This is a genomic window from Nocardia sp. NPDC059195 (genome assembly GCF_042754695.1).
Lineage (GTDB): Bacteria > Actinomycetota > Actinomycetes > Mycobacteriales > Mycobacteriaceae > Nocardia.
This window is the reverse complement of the sequence record NZ_JBHZBG010000002.1, coordinates 493976-511338: the sequence shown is the minus strand read 5'-3', so window position 1 is coordinate 511338 and position 17363 is coordinate 493976. Positions and strand designations below refer to the sequence as shown.

Annotated in this window: 17 protein-coding genes; 14 read left to right on the top strand and 3 right to left on the bottom strand. The window is 64.8% G+C overall.

Features of this window, described 5'->3' with window-relative positions; genetic code table 11:
* The 4 genes from ACFXKN_RS04790 to ACFXKN_RS04775 form a co-directional block, all read left to right on the top strand.
* Positions 1-1902 (top strand): DUF6531 domain-containing protein (locus ACFXKN_RS04790; protein ID WP_379432423.1); only part of this gene is annotated, 1902 nt, incomplete at its 5' end.
* On the top strand, positions 1817-4315 hold the full coding sequence (locus tag ACFXKN_RS04785) for an RHS repeat-associated core domain-containing protein (RefSeq protein WP_379432433.1): 2499 nt from the start codon (positions 1817-1819) through the stop codon (positions 4313-4315). The genes ACFXKN_RS04790 and ACFXKN_RS04785, both read left to right, overlap by 86 nt.
* Positions 4316-4890: 575 nt before the next feature.
* Positions 4891-5106, top strand: a complete 216-nt coding sequence (locus ACFXKN_RS04780; RefSeq protein ID WP_378944985.1) for a hypothetical protein — start codon at positions 4891-4893, stop codon at positions 5104-5106.
* Positions 5107-5111: 5 nt separating this feature from the next.
* Positions 5112-5594: a hypothetical protein gene (locus ACFXKN_RS04775; RefSeq protein ID WP_378944988.1), complete on the top strand. Its 483-nt coding sequence runs from the start codon at positions 5112-5114 to the stop codon at positions 5592-5594.
* Positions 5595-6065: 471 nt separating this feature from the next.
* Here ACFXKN_RS04775 and ACFXKN_RS04770 read toward each other — a convergent pair whose 3' ends face one another.
* The gene (locus tag ACFXKN_RS04770) at positions 6066-7316 is read right to left on the bottom strand and encodes an HRDC domain-containing protein (protein WP_378944993.1); all 1251 of its coding nucleotides are present in this window, start codon (positions 7314-7316) and stop codon (positions 6066-6068) included.
* Between the two features lie 22 nt (positions 7317-7338).
* Complete coding sequence (locus ACFXKN_RS04765) at positions 7339-7977, bottom strand: DUF3000 domain-containing protein (protein ID WP_378944996.1); 639 nt, start codon at positions 7975-7977, stop codon at positions 7339-7341.
* A 231-nt stretch (positions 7978-8208) separates the two neighbouring features.
* On the opposite strand from ACFXKN_RS04765, the gene hemE reads away from it, so the two are divergent.
* The 10 genes from hemE to ACFXKN_RS04715 all read left to right on the top strand — a co-directional run bounded on the left by hemE (position 8209) and on the right by ACFXKN_RS04715 (position 16826).
* Positions 8209-9264, top strand: coding sequence for a uroporphyrinogen decarboxylase (hemE, locus tag ACFXKN_RS04760; protein WP_378945003.1), 1056 nt, complete (start codon positions 8209-8211; stop codon positions 9262-9264).
* Between the two features lie 234 nt (positions 9265-9498).
* Entirely contained in the window at positions 9499-10860 is a 1362-nt protein-coding gene (locus tag ACFXKN_RS04755; RefSeq protein ID WP_378945006.1) for a protoporphyrinogen oxidase, read from the top strand.
* Between the two features lie 129 nt (positions 10861-10989).
* The gene (locus ACFXKN_RS04750; protein WP_378945010.1) at positions 10990-11454 is read left to right on the top strand and encodes an SDR family NAD(P)-dependent oxidoreductase; all 465 of its coding nucleotides are present in this window, start codon (positions 10990-10992) and stop codon (positions 11452-11454) included.
* On the top strand, positions 11448-11960 hold the full coding sequence (locus ACFXKN_RS04745) for a hypothetical protein (protein ID WP_379432422.1): 513 nt from the start codon (positions 11448-11450) through the stop codon (positions 11958-11960). Before ACFXKN_RS04750 ends, ACFXKN_RS04745 begins: the two co-directional genes overlap by 7 nt.
* Before the next feature lie 53 nt (positions 11961-12013).
* Complete coding sequence (locus tag ACFXKN_RS04740) at positions 12014-12172, top strand: hypothetical protein (RefSeq protein ID WP_378945016.1); 159 nt, start codon at positions 12014-12016, stop codon at positions 12170-12172.
* 43 nt (positions 12173-12215) lie between these two features.
* On the top strand, positions 12216-12911 hold the full coding sequence (gene hemQ, locus ACFXKN_RS04735; protein WP_378945019.1) for a hydrogen peroxide-dependent heme synthase: 696 nt from the start codon (positions 12216-12218) through the stop codon (positions 12909-12911).
* Between the two features lie 185 nt (positions 12912-13096).
* Positions 13097-14065, top strand: coding sequence for a DUF2804 domain-containing protein (locus tag ACFXKN_RS04730; protein WP_378945022.1), 969 nt, complete (start codon positions 13097-13099; stop codon positions 14063-14065).
* A 90-nt stretch (positions 14066-14155) separates the two neighbouring features.
* Positions 14156-14734 carry a TetR/AcrR family transcriptional regulator gene (locus ACFXKN_RS04725; protein WP_378945026.1) on the top strand — a complete coding sequence of 193 codons (579 nt, stop codon included), beginning with the start codon at positions 14156-14158 and terminating at the stop codon, positions 14732-14734.
* Positions 14731-15954 (top strand): NADH:flavin oxidoreductase, encoded by a 1224-nt coding sequence (locus ACFXKN_RS04720; RefSeq protein WP_378945029.1) that lies wholly within the window; start codon positions 14731-14733, stop codon positions 15952-15954. The genes ACFXKN_RS04725 and ACFXKN_RS04720 overlap by 4 nt, the downstream gene beginning before the upstream one ends.
* Before the next feature lie 44 nt (positions 15955-15998).
* Positions 15999-16826 (top strand): SDR family NAD(P)-dependent oxidoreductase, encoded by an 828-nt coding sequence (locus ACFXKN_RS04715; RefSeq protein ID WP_378945034.1) that lies wholly within the window; start codon positions 15999-16001, stop codon positions 16824-16826.
* A 46-nt stretch (positions 16827-16872) separates the two neighbouring features.
* On the opposite strand, the gene msrB is transcribed toward ACFXKN_RS04715, so the two are convergent.
* Entirely contained in the window at positions 16873-17310 is a 438-nt protein-coding gene (gene msrB, locus ACFXKN_RS04710; RefSeq protein WP_378945039.1) for a peptide-methionine (R)-S-oxide reductase MsrB, read from the bottom strand.
* Positions 17311-17363: the final 53 nt, after the last annotated feature.

Below are 17363 nucleotides of genomic sequence, written 5' to 3'. Positions count from 1 at the left end.
GGCTGGCTCATCGAACACTGCCAACCCCTCCAGGATGCCCTGGACTGGATCGCCGGCGACCCCGCCCAGATCGAGGCCTACGCCAAAACCTGGGACAACGTCGCCACCCGCATCAGCGAAGTAGCCACCGCCCAAAACGCCGCCGTCACCGCAGACGTCGCGGACTGGACCGGCCAAACCGCCACCGCCTACAAATCCGCGGCTTCCAACACCACGAACCTGCTCACCGCGGCCAACACCGCAGCCACGGCCGCAGCTTCAGCGATCCGTATGGCAGGCGGGATCGTGGCCGCGGTCCGCGAAACCGTCCGAGACCTGGTAGCCCAAACCGTCGGCCGCCTCGCGGTCTGGGCTGCGGAACTGGTGTTCTCGGTCGGTCTGGCGACCCCGCTGGTCGCGGTCCAGGCCACCGCGTACATCGCGAAAACCGTTGCGACGATTTCGAAGTTGTTCTCGAAGCTGGCCAAGACGATGTCGAAGCTGAAGCCACTGTTGAAGCAGCTGAAGTCGGCGTTCGGTGATATCGCGAAGGCATTCAAGAAGACCCCGTCCAAGTCGAAGAATGCCGACGACACCAGCACGAGCCCCGCGGGCGCGAAGAACACCGACACCTCGACAACACCCTCGACCACGAAACAGCCTGACGCTCCGACGACCCCGGCGAGCACGCCTGACACACCCGGAAAGACAACAGAGAGCCCGGACACCTCGGGTAGCACGAAACCAGCGAGTACCCCGGGCGATGGAGGAAAGCTTCCCGACCAGTCAGGCTCGGAGAAGCCCGACCTCAACAAGACCGCGAAGCAAACCACCGACTGCGGCGACCCGGTCGACGTCGCGACCGGCGAGTTCCTACTCCCCGCAACAGATGTCGAGCTGCCTGGCGTGTTGGCCTTGGTGTTGACCCGCCGCCACCGCTCGTCCTACAGGTTCGGCCGATGGTTCGGGCCCTCCTGGGCAGCGACACTGGATATGCGCGTCGAAATCGACCAAGTCGGCGTCCGATTCGTCGGACCCGACGGTGAGCTGTGGCAATTCCCCCACACCGCCCCCGATGTCCCGGTCCGGCCGGTACACAAGGGCAACCGCGCGACGATGACTCGCACCGAAACCGGCGGATACTCGGTCCACGACCCTGACCGCGAACTCACCTGGAGCTTTCGACCCACCGGGACTACAGCCGCGTCAGAAACTCCGCTCGGCATCTATCCGATTGCCGAGATCGCCGACCGCCACCACAACCGAATCACCTTCCACTACACCAGCACCGGCCAACCCTCCGAGGTCACTCACTCCGGCGGGTACCGCGTCCGCGTAGACACCGACAGCGACCGCGTCACCGCGCTGACGGTGCTCGGCACCACCCCCACCGGCGAAGCGCTCGCAACCACTGTGCGCGAATTCGGTTACACGGCAGGTGACCTCGCCTCGGTCACCAACGGTGTCGCCGCGACCACAACCTTTCGCTACGACGATGAGCACCGCATGCTGTCGTGGCGCGACTCCCGTAGCACCGAGATGCACAACACCTACGACCGGTCCGGACGGGTCATCAAACAGGTCGGTACCGACGGCATCCTGTCGGCCACTTTCGCGTATGAACCGCTTCCCGAATTCCGGCGCTCGCGCACCCATCACACGAATTCCCTCGGCGCGACCACCGTCTTCGAGTTCGACGAAGACCTGTGCCTGCGCAACCTGATCGATCCGCGTGGCGCGACATCGATCACCGACTACAACGAGTACCGCAAACCGATCCGTCACGTCCGACGCCTACGCCAACACCACCACCTACCTCTACAACGCCGACGGCGACCTGGTCCTGGTTCGACGCCCCGACCAACAAGCCATCACCATCAGCTATGCGTCCCGACGCCGTCCGGCCACGATCACCAATGTTGACGGCACGACCATCACTCGCACCTATGACGAGCACGGTAACCTCACCAGCGTCACCGACGCCGACTCCGTCACCACGACCTACACCCATCACCCGTGTGGCGCACTGGCGTCGATCACCACCTCCGCTGGCGCTACCACCAGCTTCGACGTCGATCTTGCCGGACTACCGATTCGGATCACCGAGCCGGGCCCCGCGGCTACCACCGTCACCCGCGACGGCTTCGGTCGCCCCACCATCATCACCAACCCCCTCGGCGACACGACTATCCACCACTATTCGGCCGAGGGAAAACTGCTCTCCCGCACCGATGCAGACGGCACTACCCAGTCCTGGACCTACGACGGCGAAGCGAACCTGCTCACCCACACCAACCAGATCGGTGCGCATACCCGCTATATCTACGGCACCTTCGACCTCGTCAGCAGCCGCGAAACCGGCGACGGTGCGATCACTACCTACACCTACGACACGGAACGTCTACTCACCTCGGTCACCAACCCCCTCGGTGACACCTGGACATACGAATACGACCCGTCCGGCAACGTCAATAGCGAAACCGACTACAACGGGTCGGTCACCCGAACCGAATACGATCTGCTGAACCGGCCCAGCACCATCACCACACCGGCGGGTGTCCAACGTCGACACAACTACGACGTCCTCGGCCGATTCACCGGTGTCAGGACCGATGCCGGTGAATGGATCACCAACACTTACACCGCAGCTGGGCACCTCGCGATGGCTCGAAACGGCCTAGACGACGACACTGTCCATTCGGTCACCTTCGCTCACTCTCCCGCCGGTCGGGTTTTGTCCCAGCATGTCGATGGACGTGCTGTCACTTACGAATACGACGAGCACGGGCGCCGCGCTAAGTACACGACCCCAACGGGGGTATCGACGAGCTACGAACACACCTCGACCGGACAGATCGCTGCCCTCACTACCAACGGTCACCGCTTCGACTTCACCCACGATTCGATCGGACGCCAAAATAGTTGGCACAGCGCCGGAATCGGACAACACAACACCTACAGTCCCGTCGGCTACATCGCGCGCCGCGAACTCGTACAACTCGATCCGCAGACCAGTGCCCCCATGGAGTTGCTCGAACGCGACGAATATGATTGGCGCCCAGATGGTTACATCACCAGACATACCACCACATCGCCTATCGCGAACCGGCATCGCGACTACACGCTGGACGTAATCGGTCGTATCACCCATGTCGCCGGCCCCAGCTCCAGCGCTACCGAGAAGTACACATACGACGCGCTGTCGAACATCACCATCGCCGAAGTCACTGGGGCACCCTTTGATCCCATCGCACCGAACCCACCGGCAGGCGACCCAGCCACCGATCCGCGCTTCGAGTACCGCAACAACCTCCTTGTCCGCGCAGGCAGGACCCGCTACCACTATGACCCCGCCGGTCGCCTCATCCGCAAAGAGAAGTCCCGGCTATCCCGTAAAACCGCCACCTGGCACTACCGATACAACGCGTTCGATCAACTCATCGAAGTCACCACCCCGGACAACAACACGTGGTTCTACACCTACGATCCCTTCGGCCGCCGAACCACCAAACAACACCCCGAGAGCGAAAGCCGCACCGAATTCACCTGGGATGGTGTCCACCTGACCGAACAAATCACGCACACGCGGGCCGACCGGCACGCCACCTCCTGGACCAAACACCCTGGCACTCATATACCCCTCACTCAAACAATCGATGACCGATTCTGGGCGATCATCACTAACCTCCAAGGCGCCCCCACCCACCTCGCTAACCCGGCAACCGGCGAAATCGAATCCACCGCTACCACCGCCCTCTGGGGAAAAACCACCTGGACCGGCCCTGCCACCGATCTCCGCTTCCAAGGCCAACAACATGACCCAGAAACCGGCCTCCACTACAATCACCACCGCTACTACGACCCAGAAACCGGCCGTTACCTCACCCAAGATCCCCTGGGCCTCGCACCGTCGTCAAATCCGAACACCTACCCGCACAACTCCACCGCGTGGACCGACCCACTGGGCCTGACACCATGTCGAGACGAGGATGGCGCGTACCGATTCCGGTCACCCAACCCGGACCATCCGACTGACGGTCGACTTGATGACCTCATGAACAGAACTTATGACCCAATGGTCGATTGTTCAGAAATCGCCGATTGGATGTTGCGGCGAGCCGATGGCGAGGGACGTATCATCCGATATGAGCCAGCGCCGGGGAGCACCCTAGAGACGCCAGAAGCCGGCGGGAGGATTATGGAGCAGTATGTATTCCATGAGGTGTACACAGATGGCCGATATGCCTACGACCCCCGACTGTCTCAGACTCCAATTCCGCTGGGGGATTATCAAAGTGTCATGCGCAGTTTGAATCCAGGGATGAGTTGGCGATGAAAAAACCTTCATCGGACTCAACGCCAAGTCTGCGAGTATTGAGGATCCTCTCCAAGCTCGGAGAGGTGGAATGGGCGCGAATAGATGTAGGATACGACGATCGAAACAAACGTCGCACGCCACCGTTCGTTGTATGGAGATATAAAGAAGAAACCGCCGCAACCCGAAATTCAATCATGGATGGCGTGGGATCCTATCGAGGAGCGGTTGATTGGTACGCGGAGAATAGTCGAGGAAGGAACTGGCTGATTCAACCCTCTAGGGTGCCAGCGGATTTCTTACCTCGACTTGATGTCGGATATATGGAACTTCCTCTGAAAATATCGGAAGTAGATCCAAATTTCTGCGAATCTGCAATTTCAGACTTCCATTCACTCTTGGGGCACCTCGATAGAGTATGGACTCGGTCGGCCTGACTTCGGACCCCTTCTGTAGGCAACCCCGAAGAATTGTACGCGAAGATTGAGGCCTTCCTCCTCGTCGGCGGTGCCCGCAATAGTCCGGCAGTCCGTCTCGGCAGAGCCGGGGAACCAGGTCGGGGAACGGGAGTTGCTCGGTAGAGCTTAGGCTTCCCGATGATGGAGCTTGATGGGAGCGAGGCGATCTCGACTTTGGTGGTCGGCGGTGTAAGCGTCGAGATGTGGCGGGGTGGTGTCGAGATGCCTCCCGTCGTCACTTCGGATAGTTTTGAATCTAGTGTCGAAGTAGGCAATGAGCTGAGAATATCGATTGGAAAGCAGTTTTTTTTCGACCTCATCGGCGTCGGTAAGGCTGAACTCATTGGGATGTGAAAACAATGGTCGAGTTTATTTTCACGGTCCGCGATGACTCTCCAGAGGATGGATATTCTCTAGGCGACCTGGATGTGCTGGGTAACTCGGGATCAGTTACCACTCGCGGTCTCGAGCACCCTGATAAACGTATGATGGTGTATCCCTCCGCTGCCGCTCTTCTCTTCGAGGCTCGCCTACTGGCCAGTCGTGGAAAGGGCAATGGGAGGTTCGAAGGTCATGGTTCCATGTTCGTGATCGAGTTTTCACTACAGAAGGGCCGCGTAGCTACCCGACACGGTAAGATGGTGTTTGATTCCACTCCGTTGTCGGAGTTTCTTTGCGCTGTCTACGATAGCGCGAAATCTCTGCATAACCATGGCTTCAGTGCCATTGAAGATAATCGCAAGGTATTGAATGTGTTGGAGAAGGAGATAGATGTATTCGAAGTGTGGCGAACATCCCTTGATGTCAAGCATGTGAAATCAAATGATAGACGGAACCGTTGACTTATAGATTGGGGCGTTTGATCGAGCGCGCTGTCGTCGATATCACCATGAAATTCACTAATTGGCGCAAGCTGGTGTTGATATCGTGGCAACCACGAAGGGTGATAGTCTGGAATTTGTGCCAGACTACGTGTGGGAGGTCAATTTCGCGACCCGCCCGAACGTGAAGATGTCGGGTTTGATCGCGGGTGATTCAGGGGTAGGACGAATCTGTTTGGTCTGCTGACCGATTCATACTGGCGGGAGTTGAGATGGTCGAGATTGGGTTCACCGAGGGCGATCTGCCACCGGAAAGTGGCGATGTGCATCCGGAGGTGGCGGAATTGTCCAGGAGTGACGCGCCGCTGCCAGTCTTCCGAAGCGGCCGCACACGCTGTGCGAGCGAGATGGACAACGCTGTGTACGCGCATATCAAGCAGCAGACATCGCGGCGGTGATTGCCGTTGCCGACACGCCACGGCCGGTGTCGGACTAGTCGGACGCGGGTGTCAGTGCGCTGGTCAAGGCGGGGACCGCGAGAGTGCGTTGCCAGTTGCGGGCGCCGCCGACGAGGAGGAACGCCTCGATCTTCGCGGACAACTCTTCGGGGGTGCCGACATTCTTGTAGTCGGGGAGTCCGTCCCAGCACAACCGACGAACCAGGTCGGGGGAGAGGAGATTCTCGACCGGGATCGAATGTTCGGTGGAGAGTTCGCCCATCGAACCACGGGCGGTGGTGAGGCGGGCGGCGGCGATGGGGTCTCGGCGTTCCCAGCGGTTGACCGGTGGTGGGCCGTCGAAGGGGAGGGTTAGCGGGGGGAGTTGTTTGTCGGGGAGGGTGCGGCCTCGTTCGACCGCGGCCAGCCAGTCGCGGGAGTAGCGGCGTTGGCGGGGGCCGCCGAAGACGGGGAGGGTGCGGAGTTGGGCGATCGAGCGGGGTTCGCCGGTGGCGGCGGCGATGATGGCCGAGTCGGGGAGGATGCGGGCGGGGGCGACGTCACGGGCGCGGGCGAGTTCGTCGCGGGTGGTCCACAGTTCGCGCACGATCGCCAGCTGGCGGGTGCGGCGCAGGGTGTGGATGCCGGAGGTTCGTCGCCAGCGGTCGGCCTTGGGGGAGGGTGGGTCCATGGTGCGGACGTGTTCGAATTCCTCTGCGGCCCAGTCGAATTTGCCCTGAGTGGTGAGGTCGGCGGCGACGGTGTCGCGGAGTTCGAGGAGCAGTTCGACATCGAGAGCCGCGTAGTTGAGCCATTCGTCGGGCAGCGGGCGGCTCGACCAGTCGGCGGCGCCGTGGCCCTTGCGCAGGGAACGGCCGAGCAGGTTTTCGACCATCGCGGCCAGGCCGACGCGTTCGTAGCCGGCGATCCGGCCGCCGAGTTCGGTGTCGAACAATCGGGCTGGGCGCAAACCCAGTTCGGCGAGGCCGGGCAGGTCCTGATCAGCGGAGTGCAGAACCCATTCGAGGTCGTTGATCGCCTCGGCCAAAGGAGTCAGTGCATCGGTGACGGGAATCGGGTCGATGAGGAACGAGCCCGCGCCTTCGCGACGGAGCTGGATCAGGTACGCCCGTGCCGAGTAGCGGAAACCGGACGCGCGTTCGGCGTCGACGGCCAGGGGTCCGGTGCCCGCGGCGAGGGTTTTGGCGGCCGCGGCGACCTCGTCGGCGGTCGCCAGCACAGGTGGAACCCCCTCGGCAGGGACGAGCAGTGGCTCTGCTGCGGTGGGTTCCTCGGCGACCGACATAGACGTGAACTCTACGTGGCGATCAAGGGCGATCGGTGCGGGTATAGGACTCCGGTCGTAAATGGGTTACCCCGGCGGGCGGCAACCCGGCGGCAAAGGCCAGCACCTCGCAGAACGCTTCGACGTGTCGACGCATCTCGGTGGTCGTCGCTGTCCACGACGCGCGCAGTTCGAGCTGGTGGGCGCGGGGTGGGCCCGCGATATCGCCGTAGCGGACCGAGCTGGTCGCGGTGACCGTGCCGCCGAGGGCGGTGAACGGTTCGCCACGCGATTCCAGGGAGTCGACCAGCCAGCTCCACGCCACCTCGGGTAGCAGCGGGTCGGCGGCCAGGGCGGCGTCGATGTCGGCCTGGATGTAGGCGACGAGCCGGAACACACCGTTCCAGGCCTCGTCGCCGTCGGGGTCGTGTAGCAGGATCAGCCTGCCGAACGCGTCGCCCTCGGAGTCGGTGGGCACCATCGGGCTGTCGGGGTGGGTGACCTCCGCTCCGAGCGCATAGGAGAACGGCGCCAACCGTTGCGGAGGACGGATAGGCGCCAGCTCGATTCGAGGGTGCACTGTTGCGGTGCCCATCGCATCGACCGCCGCCCGGAAAGGAGCAGGCTCGCGGGGCGTTCCCCCGGTCGGTGCGGCGCCGTCGCGGATGTCGAGCGGTGTCACGAGGAGGAACGGTAGACGGTGGGCGCCCGACGCCGTCGGAGGCGCGCCGCCGTGCGCGTTGCGGTGCCGTTCGCGTTGCGTAGGGCGCATTCTCGAGGTCGGCGCGATGCGCGATGTGCGACGCGAGGGGGTGCGGCGGGTGTCGGGTACTCGACCGGCTGAACGTGTGGTCGGTCCCACACCCGCCTGGGCGTGCGGTTCGTCCGGGCTCGACGCTTAGGATGAACGGTGATGAGCACTTACACCCGCCGCCGGTTGACCGATGCCCCTTTCCTGGCCGCCGCCACCGGCGCGACGCCCAGCAGGCGCCCGGTGTGGTTCATGCGTCAGGCCGGTCGGTCACTGCCCGAGTATCGCGAACTGCGCAAGGGCGTCGGCATGCTCGAGTCGTGCTTCGACCCGGAGCTGGTGTGTGAGATCACCATGCAGCCTATTCGCCGGCACGGCGTCGATGCGGCAATCCTGTTCTCCGACATCGTCGTTCCGCTCAAGGCCGCGGGCATCGACCTCGACATCGTGCCCGGTGTCGGCCCGGTCATCGCCTCGCCGGTACGAACCGAAGCCGATGTGCGCGCGCTGCCGCGACTGCGTCCCGAAGAGGTCGGCGCGGTCACCGAAGGCGTGCGGTTGCTCACCGACGCGCTCGGTGATACCCCGCTCATCGGCTTCGCGGGTGCTCCGTTCACCCTCGCCTCCTACCTGGTGGAAGGTGGGCCGAGCAAGCAGCACGAGCGCACCAAGGCGATGATGCACGCCGACCCGAAGACCTGGCACGCCCTGCTCGGCACTCTCACCGACATCACGATCGCCTTCCTGCAGGCTCAGCTGTCGGCCGGTGTCGACGCGGTGCAGCTGTTCGACTCGTGGGCGGGTGCGCTCTCGCTGGCCGATTACCGCGAGTACGTGCTGCCGCATTCGGAGCGGGTGTTCGCCGAGGTCGCTTCGGCGGGGGTGCCGCGTATTCACTTCGGTGTCGGCACGGGCGAGCTGCTCGGTGCGATGGGTGAGGCCGGTGCGGATGTGGTCGGGGTGGACTGGCGGGTGCCGCTCACCGATGCCGTGCGTCGGGTCGGCGCCGGAAAGGGCTTGCAGGGCAATTTGGATCCCGCGATCCTGTTCGCCGGTTTCGACGCGGTCGAGGCCGAGACGCGGCGGATCGTGCGGGAAGCGGACGAGGCGATCACCCTCGGCGCGACCGGGCACATCTTCAATCTGGGCCACGGGGTGCTGCCTGACACCGATCCCGGCGTGCTGACCGCGCTGGTCGAGCTGGTGCACTCGCTGTAGCGCGCGATCGTCCCGCTCCGTCGGCAGTAGCGGGTCGATCCCCTGCCACGGCGGAACCCGAACCCGGGTCCGGTGAACCCACGCCATCGAGCCGGGATCGGCCGGTGCGATACACCGAGATGACGGCGTCACGCCGAGTTCCGGTGTCGGCGAGGTGCCCACGGACAGTGACCCGGCCGACATCGGTCCGGGTGCGCGTCGTCAGCGGGATGCATGCGAGGTTACGGTCGAGGCATGAGGATCGCGGTCGTCGGTGGCGGAATCAGTGGGCTCGTCGCGGCTTACCGGTTGCGACAGCGGCTGGGGGGGAGCGTCGACATCGTCGTGCTCGAACAGAGTGGTCGGGTCGGCGGAGCGCTGCACACCCGCGAATTGGCTGGGGAGCCAGTCGATCTCGGTGCTGAGGCGTTCGTCGGGCGCAGGCCCGAGGTGATCGAGTTGATGAGCGAACTCGGTCTGGACGAGCAGTTGGTGCGGCCTGCGGGGAAGCGGCCGCTGATCTGGGCGCAGGGGTCAGCGCATCCGCTGCCGGGGCGCACCTTGATGGGGATTCCGTCCGATGTCGAGTCGCTGCGCGGGCTGGTCGACGATGCGACGCTCGCCCGGGTCGCGACCGAGCCGGAGCGCCCACTGCATTGGGAGCCGGGCTCTGACGTCGATGTGCAGACCCTGGTGGGCGACCGTTTCGGCAGGCAGGTGGTCGAGCGGAGCGTCGATCCGCTGCTCGGCGGGGTGTACGCCGGGATCAGTGCCTCCATCGGTGTCCGCGCTGCGCTACCCACCCTCGCCAAGGCACTCGACGACGGCGCTTCGAGCCTCACCGAGGCTGTCCGCGCTGCGATGCCCGCCCCCAGCTCAGCGCCGGTATTCGGTGGACTGCGTGACGGCTACGGAGCACTGCTCGCCGCGTTGACCGAAGCCTCGGGAGCCCGTTTTGTCACGACGACGGCCGCGACGCGCGTAGCTCGCGCACCTCGAGGCTGGGTGGTCGACCCACTCGGAGCCGTCGACGCCGTCGTCATCGCGACGCCCGCCCCGGTCACCGCCCGGCTCCTGCACTATGTGGCGCCAGAAGCAGCACGGGCGGCCGCCGGTATCGAGCTGTCCTCCTCCGCGCTCGTCGCCATGGTCCTCCCACGTGACACCGCCCTCCCGGATAACTCCGGCATCCTCGTCGCCACCGGAGAACCCTTGCGCGCCAAGGCCTTCACCCTATCCAGCCGCAAATGGCCCCACCTGGCCGAGCGCGACGTCGCCCTGGTCCGAGCCTCCTTCGGCCGCCTCGGCGACGACAAACCCCTGTCCTGGACCGACGACGACCTCATCGCCGCCGCCGTCGCCGACCTGACCACCGTCACCGGCATCCCGATCACCCCACTCGAAGCCGTCGCCCAACGCTGGCCCGGTGGCCTCCCGCAATACGCCCCCGGCCACACCGACCGCATCGCCACCCTCGAATCCGCTCTCGTCCCCCTCGACGGCCTCGCAGTAGCCGGCGCCTACCTCCACGGCGTCGGCGTCCCCGCCTGCGTCGCCTCCGGCACCGCCGCCGCGGAACGTGTAGCTAACGCCTACATCCAGAGCACACAGCGCTGATCCTGATGCTGGGTGGGCGATAGTGAAGGGGCTCGGGGTAGCGCTCGTATGGGAGGTGGCGACCCGCTCATCGCGGGCATCACTCCTCCGGCTTGACCTGGAGCGCACTCAAGATTTTACGTTCAACGCATGGCGATCACACAGCAGCACAGAATCGGTAGCGGGTTCGGCCCGCGCAGCACGGCTGAAGAGGTCGTCGACGGCGTCGACCTGACCGGGAAGACGGTCCTCGTCACCGGTGGTTACTCGGGTCTCGGCAAAGAGACCACCGTGGCGTTGGCGCGTGCCGGGGCGCACGTCGTCGTGCCTGCGCGCCGTGCCGACGTGGCCCGAAAGGCATTACGCGACACCGCGTCTGTCGAGGTGGCCGAACTCGACCTAGCGGACCTCGACAGCATCAGGACCTTCAGCGAACGATTCCTCGACACCGGACGGGCCATCGACGTCATCATCGCCAACGCGGGGGTGATGGCGTATCCGCAGCGGCGGGTCGGCCCGGGATGGGAAGCGCACTTGGCCATAATCACCTCGGGCACTTCGCGCTGGTCAATCGGCTGCGTCCGGCGCTGGTTGGGACTGGAGCGCGCGTGGTAGTGGTGGCGTCGTCCGGGCACTTCCTTTCCGATATCCGCTGGAACGATCCGCATTTCAGCCGCGGCTACGACCTTTGGCGGGCCTACGGTCAATCCAAAACCGCCAACGCGCTGTTCGCGACCCATCTCGACGTGATCGGTGCGGCGACGGGGTTACATGCGTACGCGGTGCACCCGGGCAGCATCCTCACTCCGCTTCAACGCAATATCGCCCGTGCCGAACAGATCGCACAGGGTTGGATCGGCAGCGACGGGACTCATGCTGACGGCTTCAAGACTCCGGCGCAGGGGGCAGCGACAGCTGTCTGGGCCGCGACGGCCGCACCGCTCGCCGGCTACGGCGGTGCCTACTGCCAGGACTGCGATGTCGCCGAACCTGCCGCCGACGATGACATGCTCGTCGGCGGTGTAAAATCGTGGGCCGTCGATCCCGGTTCTGCCGCGCGCCTCTGGGCTATGTCCAGCGAGCTCACCGGACTGGATAACTTCTCCGAGCACGCACGCTGACCAGCGGCGTGTCACCGCGCGGAGGTGATAGCGATGATGCATGATCGCCCGCTGTGGCCATCAATGGTGAGCAGAACAGCGGGCGGATACTGATCCTCGATCCCGATCTCGGGCCTGTCGAACTTCACGCGGGTGAGGTGACGACGGTGACCTCGGTGTTCGGTAGTGATGAATCGTCGCCGTGGCGGGCGAGTAGGCCGGTGGGGGACTGAGCCCCAGCGGCGGGCGAAAACGCCGCAGTGGCACCATAGATCCATGGCGCGACTCGACTATCAGGCTCTCAACTCCTCCATTCGCTACCTGATGTTCTCGGTGTTCCAGGTTCAGCCGGGCGTGCTCGGTGAGGACCGGGCGGGGGCGATCAAGGAGGCGAAGGCGTTCTTCGACGGGCTCGCCGACAAGGGCGTGGTGCTGCGCGGGATCTATGACGTGGCGGGGCTGCGAGCCGACGCCGATTTCATGCTGTGGACCCACGCCGAGCGGGTCGAGGATCTGCAGGCCGCGTACGCCGATTTCCGGCGCACGACCGAACTCGGCCGGGCGAGCGCTCCGGTCTGGAGCAACGTCGCGGTGCACCGGCCCGCGGAGTTCAACAAGAGCCACATTCCGGCGTTCCTGGCAGGCGAGGACGCGGGGAATTACATCTGCGTCTACCCGTTCGTGCGGTCCTACGAGTGGTACCTGCTGCCCGACGAGGAGCGTCGCAAGATGCTCGCCGACCACGGCAAGGAAGCTCGCGGATACCCGGATGTGCGGGCCAACACCGTGACCTCGATGGCGCTGGGCGACTACGAGTGGATCCTCGCGTTCGAGGCCCCCGAACTGCACCGGATCGTCGATCTGATGCGTGACCTGCGGGCGACCGAGGCCCGTCTGCATGTGCGCGAAGAGGTGCCGTTCTTCACCGGGCCGCGGGTCGAGGTCGAGCAACTGGTCACCGCACTGCCGTAAGGCTCGGTAAGGCGATCCCACACAGCGCGAGCTCGGTCGGAGTTCTCCATCCGCACGGTTCGAGCCGCCCCGCTGCCTGTAGCTGTTCGTTCCGGCATGCAGGATCAGCAGCGGCTGACGCGGTTGCGCGCTGCCCGCTTCCGCACATCGTGTACTGAAGCGGGGTGAGGAATCGGAGGACGAGTATGGAACACGAGATCACCACGCCGGTCGACCTGTGCCGACCCGATGGTCGGCTCGACCCGGCGGCCGTCGGCTGGACGCGGCGGCCGTTGCATCGGACCGATCTGCGCGGCTGGGGACGGGGTAAGCGCTGGGAGTACTGGGGGATCGTCACCCCGCGTCATATTGTCGGCATTGTCGTGTCGTCGCTGGATTACGCTGGGGTGCACGGGATCTACGTGCTCGACCGGGAGAGCGGCGAGGAAATCGCCCGCGATGCGGTGGTTCCGCTGGCACGAGGCACGGTGATGTCCGCGCGCAGCGGTGTTGGCATCACGTCGGCGCGCGGTGGTGGTGTCGAGATCGAGATTTCCGACGACGAGGGCGGTAGCGCGATCGAGGCCAGTGCCTCGGGCGTACGGCTCTCGGTGCGGTTGCCGATGCCGCCCGGTCACGAGTCGCTCGGCGTGGTGGTGCCGTGGAGTGCCCGGCGCTTCCAGTACACGGTCAAAGATGTGGGGCGGCCCGTGTCCGGGACGCTGACCTTGGGTTCGCAGGTGCATCGGATCGAGGAGGGGTTCGCGGTACTCGACCACGGCCGGGGAAAATGGCCGTACTCGATGACCTGGAATTGGGCGGCCGGTGCGCGGCCCGGATTGGGCATCCAGTTCGGTGGCAAGTGGACCGACGGGACCGGCAGCACCGAGAACGCCCTCATTGTCGACGGTCGCCTCCAGAAGATCAGCGATGAGCTGCGCTGGGACTACGACACCACCGATTGGCTGCGACCGTGGTCGATCATCGGCGACCGGGTCGAGGTCGAGTTCCGGCCGTTCCATGAGCGCGTCGCGGTGTCGAATCTGCTGATCGTCGCCGGTGAAACGCATCAGTGTTTCGGGGATTTCGCCGGCCGTGTGCGTGGTGAGGACGGTCGCTGGCTCGACCTGGACGGTGTCGTGGGATGGGCGGAGGACGCCCGGAACCGGTGGTGACCCGCACGCGGTAAGCGGGTCGGGCGGCGTTTCCAGCCGCTGATTGAAACAGTGATTGAAACGTCGATTGAAACGTGTTTCACTCTGGGTATGGTCGATGAGGTCAAGACAGGGACACGGCAGCGACTGCTGATCGCCGCCGAATCGATGCTGCTGACCGAGCCGTACGACGAAGTCTCCGTGCGCGGCATCTGTGCCGCCGCCGGTGCGAACACCGCCGCGGTGCACTACCACTTCGGATCGAAGGAAGCGCTGGTCGGTGCGCTGATCGAGGACCGGCTGGGGCCACTGTGGGCCGATGATCTGGCCCGTGCGAGCGCCGGACGCGATTCGCTGCCCGCCGTCGTCGACACGATCCTGGCCCCCTTTGTCCAGCTCGCGGGAGATCCCTTGGGCCGCTTGCATCTTCGACTGTTGTCGAGGTTCGTGCTCGGACGGCATCTCACGACGTGGCAAGGCCCGTGGTTTCGAATGGCCACCTGGGTCACGCTGCTCCCGGAGCTGAGCGGCCGGGAGAGCCGCCGTCGGTGGATGCTCGCCTTCGATCTGATCATCATGCGTTTCGGCAGCCCCGAAATCGAGGAACACGGAATGACGCAGCCGGACCTGGAGACACTGCGAGATTTCGTGGTGGCCGGTTTGACCGCGCCGACGGGAGAACAGCTATGAACGACATTTTCGCACCTGCCACGCTGGGTCCGATCACCTTGCGTAACAGGGTGATCAAAGCCGCGACCTTCGAAGGTCGCACGCCGGACGCCCTGGTCACCGACGAACTGATCGACTTCCATCGGGAGGTCGCCGCCGGCGGCGTCGGCATGACCACCGTCGCGTATTGCGCGGTCGCGCCGGGTGGTCGCACCGATCGGCATCAGATCTGGATGCGCCCGGAAGCCGTTGCCGGCCTGCGGAAGCTGACCGATGCCGTGCACGCGGAGGGTGCCGCCGCCTGCGCGCAGATCGGTCATGCCGGACCGGTGGCCAACGCCGCCTCCAATGGAGTGCCCGCGCTCGCGCCGAGCCGGATGTTCAATCCGCTCGGCATGCGATTCACCAAGACTCCGACTATCGCCGAGATCGCCGAAACCGTGGCCGCGCACGCCGATGCCGCACGCCTGGCCGAGCAGGCCGGATTCGACGCGGTGGAGATTCACTTCGGCCACAACTATCTGGCCAGCGCGTTCCTGAGTCCGATGCTGAACCGGCGTAAGGACGCCTACGGTGGCTCCCTGCTCAATCGGGCTCGGATGGCGCGTGAAATCGCTTGTGCGGTAAAGGATGCCGTGGGTGATCGGATCGCGGTCACGGCCAAGATCAATATGGAGGACGGCCAGGCCGGCGGCCTCACCATTCCCCAATCGCTCCAGTTCGCTGCCTGGCTCGAGGCCGACGGCGCGCTCGACGCCCTGGAATTGACCGCCGGCAGTTCGCTGCTGAACCCGATGATGCTGTTCCACGGCAGGCCCCCGCACCGCTCCTTCGGGAAAGTGCTGCCCACTCCGGCCCGCCAGGGCTTCCGTCTGGTCGGGAAGAAATTCCTGAAGGAGTACCCGTACAAGGAGGCCTACCTGCTCGAGCGGGCCCGGCACTTCCGGCGCGCACTGTCCATGCCGCTGATCCTCTTGGGCGGCATCACCAATCTCGACACCATGCAGCTGGCTCGGACCGAGGGCTTCGAATTCGTCGCCATGGCGCGGGCCCTGCTGCGCGAACCGGATCTGCTGCACCGCATCCAGGCAGATGAGTCGACGCGCTCGGCGTGTGTGCACTGCAACGAATGCATGCCCACCATCTACTCGGGCACGCGCTGCATGTATCGCCCCACCCTGTCGCGCGAGCCGATCGAGCTGACCCTCGGCGGACACACCCGGGGGCAGGACACACCATGAGTGGACCCCTGTCCGTCATACAGCGAATAACTGGGAGATCGTGCATGCAGATCGAGGGAAGCGTCTTCGTCGTCACCGGAGCTGGGAACGGCATCGGACGATGCGTCGCCTTGGAGCTGATCGCCCGCGGCGCGATCGTGGTCGGCGCTGATCGTGACGAGCAGGCGCTGGCCGCCACCGCCGCACTGGTCACCGACCGTGACCGCTTCACCGCCCACCCGATCGATATTTGCGACCGTGACGCCGTGGCCGCGTTCCCCGACAGCGTGATCGCCGCACACGGACAAGTCGACGGCCTGTTCAACATCGCGGGAATCGCCCAGGAACTCCAGACCGTCGCGGACCTCAGCGACGCTCGCATCGAAACGCTGATGCAGGTGAACTTCTTCGGCGCGGTGTGGATGTCGCGGGCCTTCCTCCCGCACCTGCTGCAACGCCCCCGAGGCGTCATCATGAACACCTCGAGCCTGTCCGCGATCGTTCCGGTGCCCGGCTCAGCGGTGTACGGCGCGTCCAAGGCCGCGCTCGCCCTGTTCAGCTACGGCCTGTCGCAGGATTTGCGTGGCCGCTCGAATGTCACGGTGACCACGGTGCTTCCGGGTTCGGTCTGGACCGACCTGGTGCGCAAGGTGGCCCAGCAAATGGGTGCGCCGGAGTGGCTCGCCAAGGGATTCTCGGCCCAGCCCGAGCAGGTGGCGCGCCGCATCGTCGATACGACCGCGAAGGGTAGGGGCCGTGTCGTGATAGGCAAGGACGCCCACGTCTACAACGCGGTCCGACGGCTCAGCACCCGACTGGCCGATCGGCTGTCGTACCTGCAGGTCGGTCACGGTGTCTACCCCAAGCGCACCGCACCCGCCCGCGGCAACTGACCACACCTGGCCGCGGTGGGCTTCCCGAGCGATTGAGCCCCCGGTGTCAGCTGGTGGACCCCTCCGTGGGCTGCAAGCGCAACGAGATCGAGTTGATGCAGTAGCGCTGGTCGGTGGGGGTGGGGTAGCCCTCGCCCTCGAAGACATGTCCGAGGTGGCTGTGGCAGTTCGCGCAGACCACCTCGACCCGGTGCATACCCAAGGTCTCGTCGGCTTTCAGGATCACCGCGGCGGAATCGGCTGGATCGAAGAAGGACGGCCAACCGCAGTGCGAGTCGAATTTCTCTGTGCTGCGGAATAATTCGGCGTCGCAGGCGCGACAGGTGTAGAGACCCTCGGTCTTGGTATCGGTGTATTCGCCGATGAACGGACGCTCGGTGGCAGCCTCGCGCAGGACCGCGTATTCCTCGGGGTCCAGTTTCGCCCGCCATTGCTGCGGCGTCAGCTGGATACGCGGCGTGGGCAACGAAGTATCGGAACTCATGGCTCCACGCTAATGGGTTCGGCCGGTGCGCGCCGTGAGCGGTGCGTCACCGG